Annotated in this window: 21 protein-coding genes; 6 read left to right on the top strand and 15 right to left on the bottom strand. The window is 38.3% G+C overall.

Going from position 1 to position 24,345, the window contains the following annotated elements; genetic code table 11:
- Nucleotides 1–55: 55 nt before the first annotated feature.
- Nucleotides 56–1,591, bottom strand: coding sequence for a membrane-binding protein (locus tag ACMGDK_RS18520; RefSeq protein ID WP_436809295.1), 1,536 nt, complete (start codon nucleotides 1,589–1,591; stop codon nucleotides 56–58).
- Between the two features lie 385 nt (nucleotides 1,592–1,976).
- Complete coding sequence (locus ACMGDK_RS18515; protein WP_436809294.1) at nucleotides 1,977–2,573, bottom strand: Crp/Fnr family transcriptional regulator; 597 nt, start codon at nucleotides 2,571–2,573, stop codon at nucleotides 1,977–1,979.
- 319 nt (nucleotides 2,574–2,892) lie between these two features.
- On the opposite strand from ACMGDK_RS18515, the gene ACMGDK_RS18510 reads away from it, so the two are divergent.
- Together ACMGDK_RS18510 and ACMGDK_RS18505 are read left to right on the top strand one after the other, a co-directional pair.
- Nucleotides 2,893–4,167, top strand: coding sequence for an NAD(P)/FAD-dependent oxidoreductase (locus ACMGDK_RS18510; RefSeq protein WP_436809293.1), 1,275 nt, complete (start codon nucleotides 2,893–2,895; stop codon nucleotides 4,165–4,167).
- 3 nt (nucleotides 4,168–4,170) lie between these two features.
- Nucleotides 4,171–4,632, top strand: coding sequence for a PA2169 family four-helix-bundle protein (locus ACMGDK_RS18505; RefSeq protein ID WP_436809292.1), 462 nt, complete (start codon nucleotides 4,171–4,173; stop codon nucleotides 4,630–4,632).
- Between the two features lie 89 nt (nucleotides 4,633–4,721).
- On the opposite strand, the gene ACMGDK_RS18500 is transcribed toward ACMGDK_RS18505, so the two are convergent.
- The 12 genes from ACMGDK_RS18500 to ACMGDK_RS18445 form a co-directional block, all read right to left on the bottom strand.
- Nucleotides 4,722–6,230 (bottom strand): FAD-dependent oxidoreductase, encoded by a 1,509-nt coding sequence (locus tag ACMGDK_RS18500; protein WP_436809291.1) that lies wholly within the window; start codon nucleotides 6,228–6,230, stop codon nucleotides 4,722–4,724.
- 2 nt (nucleotides 6,231–6,232) lie between these two features.
- The gene (locus ACMGDK_RS18495; protein ID WP_436809290.1) at nucleotides 6,233–6,361 is read right to left on the bottom strand and encodes a hypothetical protein; all 129 of its coding nucleotides are present in this window, start codon (nucleotides 6,359–6,361) and stop codon (nucleotides 6,233–6,235) included.
- A gap of 234 nt (nucleotides 6,362–6,595) precedes the next feature.
- Nucleotides 6,596–7,207 (bottom strand): ferritin-like domain-containing protein, encoded by a 612-nt coding sequence (locus ACMGDK_RS18490; protein ID WP_436809289.1) that lies wholly within the window; start codon nucleotides 7,205–7,207, stop codon nucleotides 6,596–6,598.
- A gap of 81 nt (nucleotides 7,208–7,288) precedes the next feature.
- Nucleotides 7,289–8,074: a hypothetical protein gene (locus tag ACMGDK_RS18485; protein WP_436809288.1), complete on the bottom strand. Its 786-nt coding sequence runs from the start codon at nucleotides 8,072–8,074 to the stop codon at nucleotides 7,289–7,291.
- Between the two features lie 675 nt (nucleotides 8,075–8,749).
- The gene (locus tag ACMGDK_RS18480) at nucleotides 8,750–9,934 is read right to left on the bottom strand and encodes an alpha/beta hydrolase (RefSeq protein ID WP_436809287.1); all 1,185 of its coding nucleotides are present in this window, start codon (nucleotides 9,932–9,934) and stop codon (nucleotides 8,750–8,752) included.
- 4 nt (nucleotides 9,935–9,938) lie between these two features.
- Entirely contained in the window at nucleotides 9,939–12,626 is a 2,688-nt protein-coding gene (locus tag ACMGDK_RS18475) for a TonB-dependent receptor domain-containing protein (protein WP_436809286.1), read from the bottom strand.
- Entirely contained in the window at nucleotides 12,613–13,491 is an 879-nt protein-coding gene (locus tag ACMGDK_RS18470; protein ID WP_436809285.1) for a prolyl oligopeptidase family serine peptidase, read from the bottom strand. Before ACMGDK_RS18470 ends, ACMGDK_RS18475 begins: the two co-directional genes overlap by 14 nt.
- Nucleotides 13,488–15,020, bottom strand: a complete 1,533-nt coding sequence (locus ACMGDK_RS18465; RefSeq protein WP_436809284.1) for a long-chain-fatty-acid--CoA ligase — start codon at nucleotides 15,018–15,020, stop codon at nucleotides 13,488–13,490. Before ACMGDK_RS18465 ends, ACMGDK_RS18470 begins: the two co-directional genes overlap by 4 nt.
- A 230-nt stretch (nucleotides 15,021–15,250) precedes the next feature.
- Nucleotides 15,251–16,126 (bottom strand): helix-turn-helix transcriptional regulator, encoded by an 876-nt coding sequence (locus ACMGDK_RS18460; protein WP_436809283.1) that lies wholly within the window; start codon nucleotides 16,124–16,126, stop codon nucleotides 15,251–15,253.
- Between the two features lie 61 nt (nucleotides 16,127–16,187).
- Nucleotides 16,188–17,318 (bottom strand): alpha/beta hydrolase-fold protein, encoded by a 1,131-nt coding sequence (locus tag ACMGDK_RS18455; protein WP_436809282.1) that lies wholly within the window; start codon nucleotides 17,316–17,318, stop codon nucleotides 16,188–16,190.
- Nucleotides 17,319–17,499: 181 nt separating this feature from the next.
- Nucleotides 17,500–18,495, bottom strand: a complete 996-nt coding sequence (locus tag ACMGDK_RS18450) for an alpha/beta hydrolase (RefSeq protein ID WP_436809281.1) — start codon at nucleotides 18,493–18,495, stop codon at nucleotides 17,500–17,502.
- Between the two features lie 136 nt (nucleotides 18,496–18,631).
- Nucleotides 18,632–19,489, bottom strand: coding sequence for an AraC family transcriptional regulator (locus ACMGDK_RS18445; protein ID WP_436809280.1), 858 nt, complete (start codon nucleotides 19,487–19,489; stop codon nucleotides 18,632–18,634).
- Nucleotides 19,490–19,566: 77 nt separating this feature from the next.
- Between ACMGDK_RS18445 and ACMGDK_RS18440 the strand changes: the two genes are divergently transcribed.
- Entirely contained in the window at nucleotides 19,567–20,667 is a 1,101-nt protein-coding gene (locus tag ACMGDK_RS18440) for an alkene reductase (RefSeq protein ID WP_436809279.1), read from the top strand.
- Between the two features lie 116 nt (nucleotides 20,668–20,783).
- Here ACMGDK_RS18440 and ACMGDK_RS18435 read toward each other — a convergent pair whose 3' ends face one another.
- Nucleotides 20,784–21,284, bottom strand: a complete 501-nt coding sequence (locus ACMGDK_RS18435; RefSeq protein ID WP_436809278.1) for a GNAT family N-acetyltransferase — start codon at nucleotides 21,282–21,284, stop codon at nucleotides 20,784–20,786.
- Nucleotides 21,285–21,853: 569 nt separating this feature from the next.
- On the opposite strand from ACMGDK_RS18435, the gene ACMGDK_RS18430 reads away from it, so the two are divergent.
- The 3 genes from ACMGDK_RS18430 (at nucleotide 21,854) to ACMGDK_RS18420 (ending at nucleotide 24,329) form a co-directional block, all read left to right on the top strand.
- Complete coding sequence (locus ACMGDK_RS18430; RefSeq protein WP_436809277.1) at nucleotides 21,854–22,423, top strand: hypothetical protein; 570 nt, start codon at nucleotides 21,854–21,856, stop codon at nucleotides 22,421–22,423.
- A gap of 160 nt (nucleotides 22,424–22,583) precedes the next feature.
- A complete protein-coding gene (locus tag ACMGDK_RS18425) occupies nucleotides 22,584–23,285 on the top strand; it encodes an ABC transporter ATP-binding protein (RefSeq protein WP_436809276.1) in 702 nt (233 codons plus the stop codon).
- Between the two features lie 6 nt (nucleotides 23,286–23,291).
- Complete coding sequence (locus ACMGDK_RS18420) at nucleotides 23,292–24,329, top strand: hypothetical protein (RefSeq protein WP_436809275.1); 1,038 nt, start codon at nucleotides 23,292–23,294, stop codon at nucleotides 24,327–24,329.
- Nucleotides 24,330–24,345: the final 16 nt, after the last annotated feature.

Raw genomic sequence — 24,345 nt, 5'->3', positions numbered from 1 at the left:
AACATCCTAAAAGATTGCATAAAAGATACAGCAGAATTAATAATTGACCTTCAATTTATATAGTCTCAAAAGGTTCATACTGAAGATCAGCCTCAGTAATCTGCGTATTTAATGAATTGTAAGCATCCGGCTCCTGCGTTTCTGCAAGTACTTTAGAATCCTGAACCAGTTTTCCTTCCGTATTATAAATTTTTACGATAATCCATTTTCCACTGCGCTCCAGTTCCTTTAACCCGAATTCAGATTTGTACTTAAGTTTTCCACTTTCAAGGACGCCGCCTTTTACAACCGCTTTATTGACAGGCTTTCCCTTGGCATACTGTACAATCTGCGCTGTGAAACCATCACCCTGCTCAAGCGGATGACTGTAAGTGTAGGCAACAGCTCCATTTTCATCATAAACAGTAGAATTGTATACCGTCTGATCTGCATTGATTTTCGTTTCCGTTTTTAAATTCCCCTCCAGCCTGAAAGACTTCGAGTGCACTAAAATGCCGTCTTTATAATGCTGTTCCATAAGTCCCTCGTACAGCGTACCATTATAAGGCATATCATCTTTATACGTCACAGAACCTTTTGGCCGTCCGTCCGGATGATAATATCTGATTTCCTGGGTTACCTCATCTTTTAATACCTGCTCGGAAGATAATTTCCCATTCTCATCAAAATATTTATTCAGGATTGCAGACCCGTTTTTATAAACATTAACAGCAGTGAATCCCGAGAATTCATAATTAAAAACATACTCTTCTCCGTCCTGCGGCTTGTAATCATTGATTTCTTTATCATACATGTAGGTAAGACTGCCTATCTGCTTACCCGCTTCATCATACGTTTTTTGATAACCTCCTTTTTTATTCTTCTTTTCTTCCTGCAAAATTCCCCCTTTTTGGGAGTAGATGATACTTTCCGTTACCCTTCCTTCTTTACTTTGCTTTTCGATTTTTGAGACCCTCATCGGATCCTGATAATACTCTACTGTTACCTTATCACCGGAATCGCCGGAACTATTGGAGCCAATATATTTCCCTTTTTCACCATAAAATTTAGTTTCAAGCAAGCCTTTACCGTCAGCAATGGCTTCATAACGGATTCCTTTAATATCTTCATCATAAACAATCGTTTTGAAACTATCGGGAGTTTCATACGTTGTAAGAATGTTATAATAAGACATTTCCTCGGGATTTTTATAGTTGTATATTTTTCCCGTAAAAGTACCGTCCGCTTTATAAATCAGATCCTCCAAAGGCCTTCCCTGCTCATCAAAAGACATGGCCGGTCCAATTTGCCGACCTGCGGCGTATGTCCCTGTGCTCAATACTTTACCTTCAGGATTGTACCAGGTAATTTTACCTTCATAGATTTCGCTGCCCGGTGTAGCATCCGAAACAAGTCCTTCCATCTGAAGTGTTCTGTTTTTATAAAAATCCCTGATTAAAGTAAGTTTTCCTTTATTTTCAGTTTCACGGTAAAATTCCATTTTGTCCTGAGTGGTTTTCTCCCAGTTTTCATCAAAATAGATTTTTTGCTGTGCACCTGCGTTAATGTTTATGATCAGGGCGAAAACCGCTGACGTAAATAATTTCTTCATGTTCTTAAAGGTTTAGATGTATGCAAAAGCAGTAAAACAGCTCTATCATCGTTTTATATTATATTTTCTCGACAAAAGGAAAAAATTTCATCAATGTGTTTTTTGTGTCCTGAAATGACTGAAACAAAGATCCGGAAAATCACAACTGCAGAAAATCCCTGCTTTCAGCTAATTTATGTAATGGTATTTGTCAATAAAAAATTACAAATGGGAAAATTGATACCTGAGAATGACCGCTCTCAATAAAAGGGATAATTACATCACAATGCTGCCGATTTATATTATGTTTCTACTGTGAAGTTCACAAATAACGCCATATGAATCATATGGCGTTATTTATAAATATTAATTAATATGTTAATAAATTAAAGACCGGTTATAAAGCTCAATAAAGTATTTTCCGGCCTTCAATTTTTACCATATTTTCACTTTCCATTTTCTTAATGGTTCTTATGACCGTCTCAACACGTAACCCTGTAAGGTTGGCAATTTGCTGTCTGGTATAGGGCACCTGAAAGGTCTGGTTATTGTCATTACATTGCGTTGCCTTTAAATAATCCATGACCGTTTTGATTTTGAAATGCGGATCTGTAGATGAAATATTAAAAAGCATTAAATATTTGTAATAAAGCCGGTCGGCCATACATTTAAACATATCCATCATCACATCCTTATTTTGATGAATGAGTGAAAAGAAATCCGTCTGAGAAAGTTTCAGGACGGTACATTGTATTTTAGCAACCGCACTCATGGGATACGGCTTATCATTGAAAAGTAATGATTCTCCAATACTTTGCCCATCAGAAAGAATATTCTGTGTGAATTCCTTACCATCCTCATGGTAGTTATTGAGCTCTACAACACCATTAACAATTTGATAATAAAATTTAGCAAAGCTTCCTTCACTAAAAATAGTTTCATTAGGTAAATAAGTTTCATATTCACCTCCATAAGCTAACAAAAGGTCTTCACTGATTATCATATCTTAAAATTTTATTGTTAAGTAATGAACATCCTAGGAGAAATTGGTGCTTTTTCAATATCAAAAAGCAAGCCATATTCGATTATTGTTGCAAAAAATATTTAAATAAAAAATAAGTTGATTATGATCAAGATAATAATACCAATGATAAGTGTTTGCTAATTTTATGAAGATTAGCATGCCTAATGGCAAACTGAAACAACACGGTTTTATAAAGCATTGCATTTCTGATCTCTTGTTAAATTAATCGTAACATACTGATCTATTTTTTGGTGCCATTATTGGAGGATAATTAAAACCATTCCAAATATCAATTAACATGAAAAAGCATATCATTATTGTTGGTGGAGGATTTGCAGGAATTAATCTTATTAAATCCTTAAAAAATGACAATAGATTTCTTATCACGCTTGTTGATAAGAACAATTATCATTTCTTTCCTCCTCTTATTTACCAGGTGGCTACCTCTTTTATTCAGGCATCCAATATCAGCTACCCTTTCCGGAGATTATTTTCAACATACAAAAATGTGAATTTTCATATGGGAAGCCTTCTCAGAATTGATCCCGAAAGCAAAACCATAAAAACAGATACGGGAAATCTGACCTATGATTATCTGGTTATTGCATTGGGTACCGAATCCAACTTTTTCGGAATGGAGAATGTACAGAAATGTGCGCTTCCTATGAAAAATATAGAAGAGGCGCTTTATCTGCGAAATCATATACTCCTCAATCTCGAGGAAGCCGCCAGAAATAAAGACCCGAAAACTGCAGAAAGATTACAGAATGTGGTTATAGCAGGTGGCGGTCCTACCGGTGTGGAGCTGGCAGGAATGATCGCGGAAATGGGGAAATATATTGCTGAAAAAGAGTATCCGGAGATTAAGCTTAGCCTTTCCAATCTGTATCTGATTGATGCGTTGCCTACTCTCCTTTCCCCAATGAGTAAAATGGCGCAGCAGACTTCCTACAAGACTTTACAGGAGCTTGGTGTAAAAATACTTCTTAATGTTTCAGTAAAAGACTATGTCAATAATCAGGTGCTTCTGTCCGACGGAACGTCTATAGACACTGAAACCCTGATCTGGACCTCCGGAGTTATAGGACGGGAAGTTCCGGGAATTCCGGAAGACAAAATCGGAAAAGGAAGAAGAATTTTAACCGATGAATACAACAGGGTTGAAGGAATGGAAAATGTTCATGCTGTAGGTGATATTGCTCTTCAGTTAACCGATAAAAACTTCCCGAAAGGACATCCACAGCTTGCCCAGGTGGCCATACAGCAGGGTAAAAATCTGGCTAAAAATTTCATCAGGCTTGAAGACAGAAAAGCACTTATTCCCTTCGAATATAATGATAAGGGCAGTATGGCGATCATTTCAAAATTCAATGCTGTGGTAGACCTTCCTAAATTTTCTTTCAAAGGTTTTCCAGCCTGGCTTACCTGGCTGTTTATCCACATCATCCCACTGGTAGGTTTTAGAAGTAAAATCAGGCTAGCACTGGATTGGTTCCGGCTGTTTATCACCAATAACCCATCCATCCGTTTAATTCTTTATCCAAAAAGAAATACAACTCAACAAAAAAAATAAAGTATGAAAACAGAAGAAACAGTAGCTGTCCTCAATGACCTGTTGCATATTACGAATGACAGGATAGAAGGATTTGAAAAAGTTGAAGGAAAAATATGGGAAATGTATCCTGGAATAAAAGATGAGTATGACCGTATGATTTACCAGTCAAAAATCATGAAAAATGAGCTGATTAACCTGATCACTGAAAAAAACGGAAAACCTGAAGATTCAACTTCTATTGCAGGAGCTCTCCACAGAACATGGATAGATATTAAAAATTCTTTTACCCTGGGAAATCTCGAAGAATCTACTTTAGAGATTGTGATCTTTGGTGAAAAAGCTGCTATTGAGGCCTATCAAAAAGCTCTTGACAGCGGAAATCTCTGTGAAAAAAGTGAAAAAATTGTTTCAGAACAATTACACAGCCTGAAGGTATCTTATAATCAGTTTAAAAAGATTGAAGAGTATAAAAAGAAAGAATAAGAAAAAATACTATAGGAAAAATAGCAATAATTAATGAAGCCACCACAAGGTGGCTTTTAATCGATCATAGTTAACTTTACTATTTGGGTCTAAAGTTCAATTCTATGCAGATCCTTTACCGTAGGACCTGTAAGCATTTTCCCATTGACATTGAACCTGGAACCATGACAGGGGCAGTCCCAGCTTATCTCTGCACTGTTCCAGCGTACTTCGCATTTTAAATGAGGGCATGTACTTTTAACAAGATGTACCTTTCCTCCACTGTCTTTATATACAGCGTAAGATTCGCCTTCGTATTTTACAACCTTCGCCTCGCCTTCAGTCAGTTCGGTCAGGGAATTTATTTTCTCGATAAACAATTTGTCTTTTACAAAATCCAATACTACACTGGCCTGCTCTTTCACAAAATTAGTAAAGCCGGCCACCGGTTTTATCCTTCCCGGATCGAAAAGTTCCTTATACTTACTGGAACCGGTTAAGATTAAGTCCCCAAGAATTTGTGAGGCAATGGTTCCAAAAATCATCCCATTCCCCCGGAATCCCGTGGCTGTGTAGATCTTTTTACATCCCGGCAATATTCCAATATAAGGGAGCCCGTCAGTTGGCTCATAGTACTGGCTGGACCAGCTGTAAACAGCAGTATCTACATCAAAATGCTCTCTGACATAGTTTTCCAGTTTTGAAAAGCATTCTCCGGTGTCCTCTGTATGTCCTGTTTTATGGTCTTCACCACCGGCAATCAGCAGATCTTCACCATTTATATTCTGAATTCTATAGTAATGATAGGGATCGGTAAGATCATACCCGAGATCTTTAGGATAATGATCTCCTTTCAGACTAAATGCAATGGCATAACTGCGGTAAGGAGCATTCATCAGATGAAGGATACTCACTCCGGGAGGAATATGAGTGGCATAAATAACATGACCTGCATTAATATTTCCTGTTGAAGTTTGCAAAACTACTGAGTTTTCCTGTTCATCATGCCCTTCACACACGCAGCCCTCTAAGATCGTTCCACCCAGGCTGATAAATGCCTCTGCCAGGCTCCTGATATATTTGATGGGATGAAACTGCCCCTGATTGGGAATAACAGCTGCTTTCTTGAATGCAAAAGGAAAAGGAATTTCATTGGTGAACGTCATCTGATGTCCTACCTGTGATGCCCCTTTTACAATATCCTCCAATTGTTTTTCCTGCTTTTCGTCCAAGGCAAAAAGGTAGGCTGTTTTGTTTTCAAAATCACAGTCGATGTTAAATTCTCTGATATTATTCCTGATGATATTTTTGGCTTCAATGCCCACATATTTCAGGAGTTTTGCGTTATTTAAACCAAAATCTTTAATGGCCTGGGCATAGGTGGTATCAAAGAAGTCATTTAAGTGGGCTGTGGTTCCGCCGGTAGTTCCAAAGCCAATGTTGGCAGCTTCCAGGACAATACATTTCTGACCTTCTTTCTGTAGTCTTATTGCAGCAGAAATGCCGGTAATACCGGCTCCAACGATGGCAACATCATAATGTTTCTCCAAGGCTGGACCTAAAGAAATTTTTTTAATTTCCTCCTGCCATATGCTTTTTCTGGCTCCATCCCTGTTCATCACTATTTAGCTTTTAAAGTGTCACTTTTTATTCTCAGATCGTTTTTCCTGTGTGCTTCATCCTCGTCTACCTCACAACGGCAGGCTGCTAAACTCGCAAGGCAAAATGCCATTAAAATGATTGTCTTCATATTTTTTTTGTTAGGGGTTATCTATTATTTTATTGTTTGAAAAAGGTTTTGTCAAAGATTTCGTATCCTTTAGAAACATCTTCAAGGGAAAGAGGGTGCGTAATAATATCATCCGGCTTCATAATGTTAATATTTAGTGGTGTGAAGAGTTTATTCAGACAATATCTCTGGTAGTTTCCGGATTAAAATGCCATATAGATTTTGAAATCCATATGGCATGATGTATTATTTGATTTAATCCTCCTGTTCTGCATCAAAGTTGATGAAGGTTTCAGCAATTTCAGTAAGATTATAATCTGTATCTTCTTCTTCCTGAAGTGTTTTTTCGAGCAGGTCTGCTGCCTTATCGTGACCCATGGTAATGGCAAGCTGGGCCAGGCCGCCGTAGGTTGCAATCTCATAATGTTCTACTTTCTGCGCAGCAATAATCAGAGCTGCATCTCTTGTCATAGAGCCTTCTTCGGTAGATTTTATAACCTCTTCGCCTTCTTTTATGATTCCTTTTATTGCTTCACATTCTTTTTTTGCAGGAGTCTCATCGATAAGCTTAAAAACTTTTTCCAAACGGCTTACATGCTTTTTGGTCTGAAGCTGGTGGTCTTCAAATGCCTCTTTCAGCTCTTCGGTTGTTGCTGCTTCCTGCATTTTTTCCAGTGCGTCGATGATGGCATTTTCTGCGAAATAAATATCTTTAAGTGAAGTCACAAAGAATTTGTGCAGTGGAGAATTTTTCATTTCGTTTTTGTCTACCGAAGCATTATCTACTTTCATTTTCTTATCTGCAGCAGATGTGGTTACAGTGCCTGCAGATGTGGCTGTACTATTTTCTGTTGTTTTTGTTGCCATGATATATGTATATGATGTGGTGTTGAAATTTAAATTAAAAGATTACCTCTTTACAGCTTTATAAAGAGGTAATCTAAAAAATTATGAATTATTACGTCTGCCTCCAAATCCTGATCTTCCTGAACCAGAGGACCTTCCGCCACCATGAGAAGCCTGTCCTCCCATGCGGGCAATCCTGGTACGCTCAGCCTTACTCATAGCAGCAAAACCTCTTCTTGAATTTCCGCTTCCTGAATTTCCTGAGCCTGAACCACGGCCTGATCCACCACCGTTTCCTGATCTTGAGTCTGAACCTCTTGAACTACCGCCTGAGCCCGATCTTCCTGAATTTGAACTGGAAGAACGTCCGCCTCCATGGGAAGCTTCTCCTCCCATACGGGCGATTCTGGTACGCTCTGCCTTACTCAGGGATGCAAAGCCTCTTCTTGAAGTTCCATTTCCTGAACCTGAAGATGATCTTCCTCTTCCTGACGAGCCGGATCTAGAACCAGAACCTGATCCAGAGCCTCCTCTGCCTCCAGAAGCAAATCTTCCCTGGTTATCTCTCTGTTGATTACCTCCTCTGGAACCTCCTCTTCCTCCGGAGCTTACACGTCCTCTGTTATCGTTATCGTTATCGTCCTCGTTATCATCATACTCATCATAATCTTCATCATCATCATCCTCGTAGTCGTCATCATCATAGCTGTTTTCATAATCATCATAATAATTCTCATAATCAGAGAAATCATCATCATAATCTTCATCTTCAGATGCATCGTTATAACCATGGTCATATCCTAACTGATAAACTTCCTCTAAAGTAGATCTTTCACTGTTTGAAGAATTACTTCTTGAACTACGATTGTTTGAATTTCTAGTGTTCATAATCGAATGTTTTAAAAAAAATTAATATATAAGTGATGTATTGCTGTTCTTAACTAGTATCAGAAAAGCAATGGTTTTAGTGTATTAATGATAATTTTCATTAAGCTGAACAGCTTACGTGTAACTCCCATTAGGGAAGAATCCGATTTTTAATCGGTTTGATATCTCAAATTTACAACAGAATAATTCCCGTGTTTATGACTCGCATCATATTGAATAATTTAATATAAAATTTTTCTGTTGATGATCGTTAGACTATTGTCCTTCTCCATCATCTTGATTGTTTTGCCGCTATCTTCACACTGATTCCGGTAAAATATGCCAGGTGTTACCAGGTGGAATGTATGAGATAATTTTTTACGTGTGACGAGAAAATATATGTTTTATGCTGATGTAATAGATTTTCATAATATTAAATTTTGTGGTTGCATGTATTTCAAAAGTACAACTCTGTATAATTTATTTTTATGATTTACCTCATAAAGATAAACATTCTTCAACATAATCACAAAATTATATTTTATTACATAAAAATAACATATTTTAACAATTATATTATTCAATAAAAATCAAAATATAATAACAAAGATTTTGGATACAAAAAAGCCTTCCTGAGTAGGAAGGCCCAAATATATTAGGTTTAAAAATTATTCAGAAAAGATTATCTCTTTGCTCCTATCGGCTTTCCAGATGATTAATCTTTAGGAACTCTTCTATTTTATTCCATTCAATCTGTCCGGCAATAGAATTGGAATTGGCATCAAAAACATGTTCTCCGTAAGGAATTTCAACATAGGAAACGGGAAGCTTCATTTCTTCCGCTTTTTTCACAAATTTTCTTGTCGCTTCTACGTTTACAACATGATCTATTTCTCCTGCAATAATAAATGTAGGGGAAATTCCTTCGGAAAGCTGGTCTATTAAATTCAGTTGTGCATAGCGTTGTGGGAATTCGGTGGGTGAACCTCCGAGGTATTTTCTGGCTGCATGTTTGAGGTCAATATTCTTTTTTTCATCTATTTTCTGCCAAAGCTCGGATAGGCTGACAGGCGGATAAATAGCAATAACTCCAGCCGGAAGCGGAGGCTGCGCGGAATCATAAGATTTTGCAAAACCTTTCCTTAATCCTAAATCGGCCTGCATCACTAAAGCTGCCCCAGCGGAGCCGCCTACCAAAACTATTTTTTCCGGATCAACATTGAATTTTTTTGAATTTTTCACAACGAATCCCATCGAAGTCACCACTGAATTAACAGCAGATTCCCAATTGTGCCGGTCTTCTTTTCCTAAAGGATAATCGATGGAGAAAACAACATATCCATGATCTTTAAACCAGTTGGCAGCATAGCCGACCTGGGTTCTGTTTCCCTCAATAAAAGCACCGCCATGCACAAGAATAACGGGAATTGCAGGCGCAGAAGATTTTGTTTCCGGACGGAAAACATCTATATGCTGCTCTTCATTGTAAATCGTAAGATAAGAATAGGTCTCCGTAGGCTTTACCGGCTCTCCGGAACTTTTTAATCCCTGGGAAAAGGAAACTTTAGTATTGTATTTTTTTGCAGTAGAAAACATGACGGCAGTGAAGTAAATCTGGGCAAGAAAAAACAGAACGGAAAGGATCAAATTGGCTATCAGTAATTTCCGCCAGTATTTTCCATATCGGTAGAAAAGAAAACAGATCAATAGTAAAACCAAGCCCAAAACAACAAACTGTGAATTGAACTGCATGGCAAACGAGCTGCTGTAACCGCTCAGAAGCATGGGTGCTTTCAGATACACTGAAATCATGGGAACAACCAATAATATCAGAATGATGAAGAGCACAACTGCAAAGAATATATTTAAAAACTTTTTCATGGGATTAAAATTTATAAGTTACCGTAAAATATCCGGAAGTGGGCGGAATTGCAATTGTAAAATAAGGAGTATTATTAGCCACTGCAGAAGCATATTCGGCCTGGGTAAAGTTTTCGAAGCCGGCAAGCTGTTGCTGAAGAGTTCCCGGTCTCTGGTAGCTCATTACTCCATATTTATTAAATACATTGTTTACATTGATCAACATGTTTAGATTTTCATTTAAATTGTATCCAAGTCCCAGATCAAACTGTGAAAATCCCGGCAATTTGTAAACATTGGTATTACTACCTTCCCTTTTCCCCATATAATTCCAGGTTACAAATCCGAATGCTTTACCAATTTTCAGATTGGGAGTTATATTGGCCATAATTTTCGGTGTATAGGCAATAGTAGTTCCTGAATATGAAGATACCGTATCATCCGATGGCCCGGGAGCGCTTCCCAGGTTCCACAGATAGCCTTCCTTCACTTTTGGGTCTTGTAATGTAAGCACAGCCCTGACACTGAAATTATCGGTGGGTCTTATATTGGTTTCCAGTTCAATACCATAGGTTTCATTCTTATTGTATAGTGAAGGGGTTGTATAAAACCCGCCCTTTCCGTCATCTGCCAGAAAGCTGTAGGGAACATTGCTCAGTAAACTGTAAAACGGGGTTACAAAAGCATCGAAATAGGTTGTTTTAGCCTTAAACCCCATTTCCACCTGCTGCGTTTTTCTGGATTGCGGATCGAGTAAACCTATGGTTTCCGGTCTGTTGGCCGCAAAGAACATGTCAAGGTCCGGAGATTTGCTTCCTTTGGAATATCTGGCATATACGGCGAGGTTATTATTAAATTTATAGTTCACTGCAGCTGAATAGGAAAAGTTTTCCGGCTGTCTGCTATAAACAACGTTAGTAAGTTTTGTCAAAGCATTATTATTGTAAAGGGTATAAATGCTGTTATCTGTACCTCCGTTTTTATCTGAAAACAGGTAGGTTCGGGTATTATCCCCTTTGATCCAGACTTTTTCATACCGTATTCCCCAATCCAGCGTCAGGTGATCCGTAATATCCCAGGTATGTCCGAAAAACACGGCACCCTGCTGCTGTTTAGCTTTGAATTCCAGTAAATCTCCCGTGCTTCCGGCTGCCTGTGCAAAGCCATCATTATTAGTCAGCTGATACACACCGGGTTTTGTAAAATCTAAAGTGGTAACCCCTGTTAAGCTTAAAGTCATCATTCTTGGCCTGTTCTCTAAGGTGGTAAGCCCAATCCCATTAATTCCTGAAAATCGCCATACATCCGAGTAGCCGTAATAACCGCCAAATGAGAAATTCATAGTATTCCATTTTTTATTGATAGTCAACTGGTTCATAGATTCCTTCACTTTATTTTCATAAAAATTAAGGGCTGACATTACAAATGAATTATTCTGAATAGACTGACCCGGCAACTGATTCTTGGTGATCTGGTAAACAGGCAATCCTCCGGCTCCCAGGGCGGCATTCACACTGGCAAGCTCCTGGCCTGTAAGTGCATCCTTAAAAGAATAAGTTCCCACTCCCAGTCCGCCGACTAAAAAATAAGAAGTCATATCATCCAGCGATGTAAGAAAAGAATTTCCTACGCTGTTCTGCACCACATCATTATCAGAATATTTGCTTGCCAGGAAAAGCTTCCAGCCATTTCCAAGATTATGGTCCCAGTTCAGTCCTACGGAACGGTATTTATTACTAACCAGACGGCCTGAGTTATAATCTATATTCCCTCCATGAATAAAATCCGGAGAATTATACTGTAGTTTCGGAATCAGCAAGGATGAACTGCTGCTGAACCCTTCTGCCGGCTCTGGATCTGTATAATTTCTTGTAGGAACCAATTGGGCATAGCCATTTTTGTCGTCTAGATACTTTAGAAATACTTTCAGACTTCCTTTATTGTATTTTTTTACAATATTTGCTTTTACCTGTCCTCCATTATTAAAAGGATATCCGGCATATCTGGCCCCTAAATCGTATCGGTAAAAGCCGCCGATATTAAAAAACCAGTTGTCTCCCAAAGGCCCACCAAAGTTGGCATCAATTCTGTGATATCCGGAATTATCTGCTCCCTGAACTCCATATTTGGCCCGGATCTCACCTCCGAATTTATTGCCGCCTGTTTTGGAAATATAATTGAAAATTCCGCCCGGTGCATTGGCAGCCGTAATAGAAGCAGGGCCTCCTCTTACTGCATCAATTTGGGAAATGGTCGCATCTGCTCTTAGAAAAAAGTCGGGACCGTAATTATAATAAGTAGTATTAGTTACCGGCAAGCCGTCTTCCTGCATAGATATATATTCGTAAGCAAACGTACCGTCTGAAGAACCGGCACTGATTCCTCTGGAGCTTACATTATTCCTGATTTCCCCCAAGGATGAATTCACATAGACTCCGGGGACATTTTTGAGCAGGTCCGCAGCACTGTTGGGAACCTGTTTTTCAATGACATCGCTTTTCAGAACAGAGATCGCAACGGGTGCATTCATTCTTGTCCGTTTATCAAATACTCCGGTCATGATCACCTCATCAATATCTTTTGTTTTTGCTGTGTCAGTTTCTTTTTTCTGGGCTGTTAGATTGGAAAAGGTTGCCAGGAATATTACTGCTACCGTGATTTTTGTATTTAAAAATGTAGTCTTCATAATATTATAATCATTAATTTGTGCCATACTTTTTAAGCCATTCCGCCACATGAGTGAATACCATCTGCTCATCCGCCGGTAATTTTGTAATGAGATGTCCTGCTCCGGGAACTACCACCAATTTGTGCTGAACACCTTTTGCTTTCAGTGCTTTTTCCAGAATATAAGCCTGCTGGATAGGAACTACCTCATCCTTATCGCCATGAATAATCATTGTGGGAATCTGATTGACAAATTTTACAGGACTGGTTTTAGCGTAAGCTTCCGGGATCGCATCACCGGGTTTCCAGACTACTTTGTTTCCTGACATTTTATCCAGAACCTCCAAAAGGTTAGCTGCTTTTACATACGTCAGAGTCTGAACATCTGTAAAATCTACGGGACCGCACATTTCTATGATGGTTTTGATCTGAGGATTTTTTGTATAGGCATACATCAGCGAAACATGGGCACCGGAGCTCCCTCCGGAAATTGAAAACCCGTTTTTTCTGGTATTCCATTCATTGGCATGGGAAGAAAGATATTTTACAACGTTATCAATATCATCTAAAAGTTCAGGAAGATGGGTATCGGTAAGATTGGCATAACGGTAATTGAGATTGGCAACAGCAATTCCCTGTGAGAGAAGATATTCGGAAATTTTACCATCATATGTCCTGTCACCTTGCGTCCAGGCTCCTCCGTGGATGTTAACAAGAAAGGCGGTTTTCGGGCTTCTGTCTGCAGGTAGATAAACATCCATTACGTTTCTTTCGTGTGAACCGTATTGTATACCGGTAATTTTTTCTTCTTTCTGGCTTACAGAAACCGTTTTGGTGTTTTCAACATTTTGTGTTGAACAGCTTACTGTCAATAATGTAATGGACAGGGCTGCGATTTTAAAATAATTCATTTCAGTTGTTTTTTTAAATTCTTTTTAAGTATTTTTCCTGTAGCGCTTAAAGGCATCTCGTCTATAAATTCGATAATTCTAGGATATTTATATTTGGCAATTCTTTCTTTTGTCCACTGCCTGATATCTTCTTCGGAAGCGTTGCTTTCTTTTTTTCTTACTACAAATGCTTTAATTTCTTCACCCAGTTTTTCATCATCAATTCCGATGATGGCCACCATGGAAACATCAGGATTTCTCATCATCACTTCCTCTACTTCACGGGGATAAACGTTCATTCCGCCCCGGATAATCATTTCTTTTTTACGGTCAACGATGAAGAAAAAACCATCCTCATCCTTTACTGCGATGTCTCCGGAAAACATCCATCCGTTCTTCAGAACTTCCTGAGTTTCTTCAGGCCTTTTGTAATAGGCTTTCATCACATTGGGACCGCGATAGATAAGTTCTCCTTTTTCACCAGCCGGAAGCTCATTACACTGATCATCTACAATCTTTACTTCAACTCCCCAGATTGGAGTTCCGATAGAACCGGGCTTTCGTCCCACTGCCAGCTGATTGAATGTCACCACAGGAGAGCCTTCGGACATTCCATATCCTTCAATAATGGGAACGCCAAAACGGGTTTCAAATTCGTCAATGATTTTTACAGGAAGAGAAGCTCCACCGGAAACACATATTCTTAATTGTTTAATGATGCTTCTGTTTTCATCGGTATCTTCTTCATTCAAAAGTGCCCAATACATGGAAGGAACGCCGGCAAAAATTCTGGTATCAAAACGGCTAATGAGCTGATAAACCATTTTGGCATCAAATTTTGGCATCAGGATCAGATGAAGTGATCTCCGGATTCCTGCAAGCATCATCACCGTTAAACCAAAAATGTGAAATAATGGCAAAACAACTAACTGGGCTTCAAATTCAGCAGAATCGATTATGCTGGTGCTTGCTTCTGCATTGGTAAAAAGATTAATATGCGAAAGCTCCGCCCCTTTTGGTTTTCCTGTAGTTCCTGAAGTATAAATGATGACGGCCGTATCTTCTGATGAGGTCATGTAAGATTCGAAATCTGTTTTTTCATCTTTAATGAAATCATCAAAATTCCGGATATCTTCTGCTATATGTCCTATACTGATAAAGTCTTTGCATGCTGCACTTTTATCAAAGCCTTCTTTCCCGAATTTTCCAACAGGCATTTCCGGAGTTCCTGCAAAACACAGAAACATTTTACTGTCAGAATCGGACAGCTGATAGGCAATCTCTTCAGGCTTAAGAAAAATACTAAGTGGAACAACAGTTGCTCCGGTCTTTAATATGGCAAAAAAAATAACCGGGAATTGAGGAATATTAGGACAAAGCAAAGCAATTTTGTCTCCGTAACCTATTCCTTTTTTTGTCAATGCATTGGCCGCCTGACAGATTTTTTCATGGAAGATTCTATAATTGGCTGTAGTGTCTCCAAGGCTTAAAGCGGGCTTTCCCGGATCTCTTCTTGCACTTTCTTCCACTAAAATTGATAAGTTCAGCATAATTTTGTTCATATTGAGTTAATGTTGATATGAAAAGGGCCTTGGTTAAAGGATATTTCATATGAACTAATCTTAACTCCAAATTAATGATATGCTGAACAGGTGCTGACACGAAAAGGAAATTCCGTGATACGAAAAGGAAATTTTTTCCAAGTGTATAAAAATGTAACTTCAAGCAAATGTCAGGTATAACAGACATTCACGATATTCCGTATAAAAGTGTTTAAGTTTTACAGACGTTCTTCGGAAGGAAGCTTCCCAAAATGACGGAGATAAAGTTGGGAAAAATGCCCACGGTTATTATACCCGATAAAATCGCTGATCTCTCCTACCGATTTTTCGGTTTCCAGAAGCATGGAACGGGCTGTTTCCATTCTGGCTTTAATGATGTATTGATGGATAGGCAATTGGGTATAGTCTTTAAATCCTTTTTTCAGATCACTGCTGTTGAGCCCACAGTAACGGCTGATTTCCCTGATGGCCAAGGTCTGGAATGTGTTGGTATCCACAAAATCTTTCGCCAGTTTTATTTTGTCTTCAAATGCCTTTTTATGCTCAAAGGTTTTTTCATCAGAAAGAAGATAATGAATCCAGTAACTCAAGAATTCCAGAATCCTGCTTTCGAGAATGATACTGCAGGAAGCATCATCAAACGGAGTATCGAAAATAGTTTTGAGCTTATCCTGGCTCATATAATTGCGCTGTGCATTTTCCAGCTTCTCTTTCAGCAGTCCGTTATCTTTTGGAAAGATACTTTTCGGGACAAAAATTCTTACCCCGTCAATATCTGTCGTATTGTGCTCAAATTCTTTTTCATTATTGATAAAATTACTGCTGATCTTCCCTTCTTTATTGATCCGGAAATCCATCATTCCGTTGTCACCGACTTTATGTGGAGAATGGAAAATAGTTTCTTCATGAAAGTTCCATGTTCCGCGGAAAAAATGAAAATTCCTTTTGTTGAAAAGTATCAGCTTCCCGGTTCCTAAATCCTCCGGCATTTCCAGAACAGTAGAGTTCAGGAAATCTTTATCACAAAACCTGTAATCCTGCATCAGACCTTGTTTAAAACCATTTGGCTCCAGATAAGGAAGGAGTAATTCCATACAACGGTAATTTATTGGTGTAAGTTAATAAAATTTTAAAACATGACAAATATCATGTTTTTTATTTAAAAATCTTCTGGGTAAACTGATAAAGAGATCTTCTCCACGTAAGCCATTCATGGTAGGTTTCAGGAGATTTATATTGGAAATAAGGATAATTATTCTGGTTTAAAAAATCCGTCAATAATTGATTAAATTTAAAAAACATTACGTCTTCTTTTTCCCCGATTCCGATGAAGAAGTAAGGTTTTTTCTTGGATTTCAGTAAGTTTCCGATGGGAAGTTCTTTAAAGGGTTCTGCCTCAGTTCCTTCATAGATCACAGGACTAAATGCTCCGATCGCCGAAAATGCTTCAGGATGAGAAGTACCAATAAGCATAGCCTGATAGCTGCCACGGGAAAGTCCTGCGATGGCTTTTTTACCTGAAGTTTTATATTTTTTCTCAATATAAGGAATCAGTTCCCGAGTAATGATTTTATCAAGATTTTTGGAAGAAAGTACCGTTCTGGGATAGTTATCAGGCATTTTTTCCTGTTCGGGATTCAGGGCAACCCCATAGTCCATCACCACTATCATTTCCCGTGCTTTTTTTTCTGCGAAAAGATTGTCTAAAATGTTAAGGATATACCCTTGCTTTTCCCAGCCTGTAATATCTTCCCCGGTACCGTGGTACAGATATAAAACAGGTAATTTTTTAGCACCGTAATTGGGAGGAAGATATACTTTAAAATTCCGTTTACCCTGGGTAATTTGTGAGTTTAAACTATCATTAATGATTTTCCCATGCTTTACATTTTTTTCCAGGAAAAAATCTTCAGCGGAAGGAACTTCAATTCCACTGGTCGGCTGGCCGTACCCGAAATACAGCTGCGTATTGGGATCGTTGGTACGCTGGCCATCCACATTGAACCAGTAATAATGAAAGCCTATTTCCATAGGTGTCGTGGAAATGTTCCAAAAGCCATCTTTATCTTTGGAAACGGAAGATTTTATACTTTTCATCCCGTCTCCTCCATCTAAAATTACAGATTTTGCATCCGGAAAGTAAACACGAAATTCTACTTTTTTCTCAGAGTCTATTCTCGGAAATTCCTTTCCCGGTAAAACTGTTGAAGAAGTTTTATAAGCCTGGGAAAATACAACTGAAGAAAATAAAACAAGAATTAAGGGTATTTTTTTTGAATACTGCATTATTTTAGTTTTAAAATATGATTCACAGTCAGACGGCTTTCCTGAAAAGGAGCCTTGTTATTTCTGTTAATCCTATGATCTTACATCAATATTAAGGAAATTATTTTTTCTTTATCCGGATCTATAGAATATTATTCTGTGACAGTTTGAAATCCAGATTTTTGCCTCATCCCTGTCCTGATTATTTAAGGAACTGATTCATCATTCTCAGCGTGATTTCCATGCTTTCCGGGAGTGGCATTCCGTGGGCATAGCCTGCAAAGACATGTAATTCGGTAAAAATACCTTCTTTTATCAGACGATCTGCATAAGCGATACCACTGTCCCGTAAAGGATCTGTTCCGGCAACAAAAACTACAGCTGGCGGAAGATTAGAGACATCTTTAATGTTCCCAGGCAACACATATTTTTCTTTTGAATTGCTATTTTTCCCTATATAGAAGTCTTTTAAAACTGGAAAATCATCACTTTTAAGACCCCGGATTCTTTTAAATTCAATAACCGATGGATAGTCCATTCTGAAATCCCCCGGCGGAATTTCCAAAACCTGTAAACTAATTTTCGGACCTTTCTGATCTCTTGTATATTGTGTCAGACCTCCGGCTATAGCGGCTCCCGCGCTGGAACCTCCCACTGCAATGAGGTTTGGATTTCCACCTATATTTCCTGCATTTTCATTGCCCCATAATAATGAGGCATAAGCATCATGGAGGGCTGCTGGAAAAGGATTTTCCGGAGCGAAACGGTAATCTATATTGATAACAACAGTATTTCCTTTCAAAGCATAACCTGCACACCTCTGATGATCCCATTTGGGTGTTCCATATACAAAACCACCCCCGTGGAACCAAAGAAACAAGGGAAGATTTTTCGCGTTTTTGGGTTTATAAATCGTTACCGGGATTTCAGGATCTTTGGCATTCAGTCCTGGAATTTTAGACTGGGTTACATCAACGCTGTCTTTGTTTTTCAGTTCCGGCCAAGGCATTTCTGCCTGAATTTTGCGGTCTTTTTTCACTTCTTCAAACGTAATATTCCGGATCGGAGTGTTATCTATCACCTGAAACTGAGGCAGTAATCTCTTTTCTGCTTCCTGAGGAGTCAGTGGATGATATTCCTGTGCAAGTGATAGGCCCGGGATCAGGAAAGATATTAAGAATAACAGACATTTTTTCATAATAGCGGTAATGACGGATTGTATTCTTTCAAAAGTAATATTATGCTTATCATCAAATGATACGAAAAGGAAATTTTGTGATACGAAAAAGAAATTTTTATAACCGGATTTTCAAATTTGTAAGCAGTTTTTTTCTTTAGCTTTTAAACTGTTTCCGGAAAGCAGCAGCAGTCATTCCTTTATGCTTTTTGAACTGTCTGCTTAAATGACTTTCATCAGAAAACCCTAAATCGTCTGCAATCTGTCCTATTGAATATTCACTGTAGATTAGCCGCTGTTCTACAATATTCATTTTATACTGAGTGAGATAACAGTGTAAGCTGTCTCCGGTGAGGTTCTTAAAATATTCGCCGATATAATTTGCCGACAGGTTAAACTGTTCTGCAAGATGTTTTATTCTTAAATTCTTAGGACTGTGTATATTCTGGTGCAGATAAACGAGTATTTTATTAATCAAAGGTTCATCCATGGTTGTATCTGATATAACCTGTTGAGGATTAACGTTACGAGAAATGACATTTAACACAAGAACGACCAAATGCTGCAAGTTTTCATCAAAATAAGAAGGCTTGTTGTTGTATTCTATGACCATATTTTCAATTAATGAAGCTATCATGTTGCAGTCTCTCTCATCTTTAATCAATACCTGCTCAAAGCGGTTGTGATGCGTGAAAATAGTTTCCAGCTGCTTTAACCATTCTATGACTCTTTCTTTTTCGTGTTTGGTTTTGTACTGTTCAAGAAAGACTGCGGAAAACCGGATGGAACAATAGCGGGTATGGGTAGTGCTCTCAAAGCCTCTGCAGTCTAGCGGGGTAAATAAAAAAATACTGCCTTTAGTATATGGAAACTTGTTTTCATTAATAATCCTGATGCCTTCACCGTCTATGATCTGTACAATTTCGAAGAACTGATAGATCAGCGGACGTTCACGCCAGTGTTCCATATCGGATACAAATATATCTAAAGGTTTATGTAAATGTTTAGTTTTCATTACCCGAAATGTACAAAAAAAACCGCCCGATATCCCTGTTTTTACCTCTTGGTTCGTGTTAATTTTGTCAAAAAAATATGATACAGAAAAAGTTAACCACCTCATTAATCAGCGAAAACATTTCCCTTTCCAGCAGAGTCGTAATGGCTCCCATGAACCGTAGAAGAGCCATTAAAGGCATCCCGTCACCATCCATGATTACCTATTATCAGCAGAGAGCCGGTGCCGGATTATTAATCTCGGATAACATTGCTGTTTCCTCTAACGGCGGAGCCTATATAAACACCCCGGGAATATATACCGAAGAACAGAAATTGGCCTGGAAAAAAGTGGTGGAAGGAGTCCATGCAAAAGGCGGAAAAATATTTGCCCAGTTGGTACAGTCAGGCCGTGTTGGCCATCCGGCCATCCAAAATAATGAGCCATTGGTAGCACCGTCTGCCATACCTGTGAATGAAACTATCCGTATTCCTGATAACAGTTATCAAAGCATGACCATCCCTGATGCTATCAGCACGGAAGAGATTCCGGTTTGGGTAAAAGTTTTTAAAGAAGCAGCTATCAACGCAATGGAAGCGGGATTTGACGGTGTTGAAATTCATGCAGCTCATGGCTTTCTGATCGACCAGTTCATCAATCCTCTGAGCAATACCCGAACGGATGAATATGGCGGAAGTATGGGAAACAGAACGAGGTTTCTTTTTGAAGTCATGCAGGAAGTTATTGCAGCAATTGGTAAGAATAAAGTAGGTATAAGACTTTCCCCTTTCCGCGAAATTTATGATCTGAAGACTTATCCTGAGGAACTGGCAACCCACGAATACATCCTTGATGAACTACAGAAACTGGATATTTTGTATGTTCACTTTTCTAATGCGGTAGCTGATGGAAAACCTTCAATTCCATTGAGCTTTTTAGAGAATGCGAGACAGCGTTTTAAAAATATCATCATGATTGCAGGTGGCTTTACGGTAAAAACAGCTGAAGAGATTTTGCAAACAGGGCTTGTCAATTTGGTCGCCTTTGGCAAACTTTATATTTCAAATCCTGATTTGGCAGAACGTATAAAAAATGATCTTCCGCTGGCAGATTGGGATGAGGAGACTTTTTATCACGGTGGAGACAAAGGATACATTGATTATCCAAATTTCTCTTATAGCAAATGTGTCAATTATTAAAAACAAATTTCAACCATTGTTGCTATAGAAATAGTACCTTCATGTTCATGTCATCGAATTGTATCTTCGAAATCCCTCTGATTCTTCACGGGGATTTTATCTTTCAGAGTACGGTTTTAACTGCGTTTAACAATATAATAAGCTAATTCACCATCTGCTCTTTTCAGGTTATCCGAACGCACAAAACCTGCTTTTTCCAATACTTTTTGTGAACCGATGTTATCAAGATCAGTTACGGCTACAACTTCATTTGTCTCAGTCTTTAAAAAGCAATATTTTATGAGAGCACGGCTCACTTCTGTTGCTATTCCTTTCCCCCAATATTTTTTACTTAAAGTATATCCTATTTCAACCTGACCGGTGGCATCTGCAAAGTTCCTGGCCAGGCACATTCCGATAAAATCATTATTTTCGGAATCAAATATTCCAAAACGGCCAAACGGGCCTTCAAGGTAATCCTCCAGGGCTATTTCGAACATTTCTATATACTGTTCAGGTGAACGATAAGGAAGATATTTGGTAACCTCCGCATCTTCAAAAAGGTCACAAAACAGGTTTTGTTCTTCAACTGAAAATTGGCGGATAATAAAGCTTTGATCCTGATGTAGAATATTCATATTGGAAAATTATACTAATGAAAGGATAAAATTACAAATTATATAGCTTTATCAACATTATAATGCTGATCACTCATATTTTTTGAAAGCAGGCACTTTTGTAATAGTCTGTTCATTCAGAAACTTTATATTTCGCAGCTTTTGAAACTTAATTAATTATCTCTGAACAAATTGAAAAGCAAAACAGCTCTCTGGCCAACTGTGGAACATTTAAGTTTGTTCACGTCTGGAAAAAGACTCCTGACGGGTGGAAAATTTCAAGAGTGGTCAGCTACGGACACTAAATAAACTCAGAATAATTTAAAGTCCCGTTAATTAATAGTTTACAACATTAAAAAGCTTATTCAGCTTATTTAATATTTTGGAAATGATGCAGATAACTTATAAACGTCTGCCACCAAATGATTTGCAAACCTTCCCGCATGCAATGGCATGCATAATATCAACAGCTTTCCCATCATGGATATTAAAAAAAAATCTTACTTTTGTTTGAAATAATAAAATTGCTTTGAAACTTTTTATTAGTAATTTTAAGACACAAATTTATAAAACATTAAAATCCCTTCCACATGAGAAAAATAATTCTACTCATTACATGCATGTTCGGTATTTCAGTTTTCTCACAGATTAAAGTGTTGAAAAATGAAAGCTTGGTGGAAATTGGCAAAGATAATTCCGTAGGTTTATATAAAAAAGAGGATAAATTTACCATCAACTACCAGGACCTGAATACAAGTAACCTGAATACGATAAGGTCTTTTTCCTTCCAGAATCTGAACAGCGATGTATCCGGCCTGTATAAACTGCTCATGGACGGGTTCATATCCTCCCCGGACGAAAACATCATCCTGGAACTTCCTAATGATATTGTTGAACTTCATTACGAGAAGAATTACGGCCAGCCGACTGTACAGTTTATCCAATACATCAATAAAAACCGGAAGTATGTTGGAAAATCACAATTTTTAACCAAAAAGCAGGTAGATAAAGTATTTGGAAGAACAAACGGTAAATCCGCGATGTATGAGAAGCCTGCTACCATGCACCAGATTAATGGTACAAAATCTTCCTCAAATCAGGCATCCACTGCAGCACCAGCATCAAACAGCGGCAGTAAAAACAAAAAATCAAGAAAATAATCATATTTATTTTTCAATAATACTAAACTCATTCACCCGGATGAGTTTTTTATTTTTAAGATAAATCCCGGATATACCACTATTATTTCTAATATTACGCAACCGTACATTACGAAATGAGTTTTTTATTTTTTACTTTTGCATAAAGACATTATTTATTATGCCGCTTCAGATAATCAATTTAACCAAGAAATTTGGGGAACAGACTGCACTAAACAACATCAATATTTCTATTGATAAAAATGAAATCATTGGCCTTTTGGGTCCTAACGGAGCCGGAAAATCCACACTGATGAAATCTATTGTCGGGGCATTGAAAATTGATCAGGGCGAAATTATCTTTAACGGAATGAATATTTCCGAAAACGAGATCGAAAGCAAGAAAAAAATAGGTTTTCTTCCCGAAAACAATCCGTTATACCTGGAAATGTATGTAAAAGAATACCTTCAGTTTGTTGCTAACATCCATCAAATATCTGCAGCCAGAGTAGATGAAGTGATTGAGCTTGTGGGAATTACTCCGGAAAAGTCAAAAAAGATCGGGCAGCTGTCTAAAGGATATAAACAGAGGGTTGGTCTTGCGCAGGCCATCATTCATCAGCCGGACCTGTTGATCCTGGATGAACCAACCAACGGCCTGGATCCTAACCAGATTATTGAGATAAGAAATGTAGTGAAAGAAATCGGGCAACAGAAAACAGTACTTCTGTCTACTCATATTATGCAGGAAGTGGAAGCGCTTTGCTCACGTGTCATTCTGATTCATAAGGGAAATATTCTTCAGGACTGCCCTATTGATGAATTTAAAGGCAGATTCGACAGTCTGGAAGAAGCTTTTGCGAGCTATACGGCTGTTTCTTAATTACTCATGGAAATACACATCACTCACGGACAGAACATTATCAAAGTTCTGTACGATGGTTTTGCCAGCTGCTTAATCATCAGACGTCCTGTGGCCGTTAACTGGCCGGATTCCAGAGGAAGTGTGGGTGAATATTATGCGGTATCAGAACTCTCCGGAGAAGAGAAAATAACTTTGTCTGACAGTCTTAACCATGCCCTTACGGATGGAACAGAAGCTGAGATCATGGCTGGAATTGAGGATTTCCTTACCCTTTTTGAGAATGGCAGTTACCAGGTCAATCTGGGTAAAATCCCGTTTGACAATTCCAAGTTTTATATGGCCAGACCTTTACCTGCTGCTGAAAATGCTTCTGACCAGAGATTTTCCGGCTGGTTCTACCCTTTCCAGGATTTTAATTATCTGTATACGCTGGAAAGTAAAAGCATAGATCCCAAAAGAATAGAATATTACATGGATCTTATCAGAAAAGGAGGCCGCCCGAAACCTGTTGTATTTTACAGTCTTTACCATCTGGATCCAATGATGAGCTGTGCCTTTGTTTTGGACGGACACCATAAAATTGAAGCATACATCCGTTTGAAAATGGATATCCCGGCAGTTTTTGTTGTAAAAGATAATAACGACTACAGTCATACATCAGAAATCATGCATGGAGCGCATTACTTACTTCAGGATATTGAATTTGAGCATCTTTTTCAGAATAACGATGAAAATCTGCCCAACATTAATTTTATCAATGATGAAAAAATGACCAATGCCCTGGATAAAATGCTGAAAGAATCGGAAAGAATTGACACCTCTATCATTGAAGTATTGATCAGGCATCACGAGTCCGGTTCTACAGATGATAGAAAGTGGCTGGACAGGCGGCTCGATTTTTTAAGGGATAACGTTCACCTTAGCTTCTTTAGTTTCAAAAAGGGTTTAAATGTATATTCACCTCAATATTCTGAAAGACAAAAAACGAATTTATGGTTCCTGACAACCCTTAGAAACACAATGGAGCTGAATGTATGGATCAAGGAAACCATCTTACGATAAATGGCCCGTGGCTTCA

The sequence above is a fragment of the Chryseobacterium hilariae genome, assembly GCF_051400735.1.
Taxonomy (GTDB): domain Bacteria; phylum Bacteroidota; class Bacteroidia; order Flavobacteriales; family Weeksellaceae; genus Chryseobacterium.
This window is presented reverse-complemented; position numbering and strand designations above follow the sequence as displayed.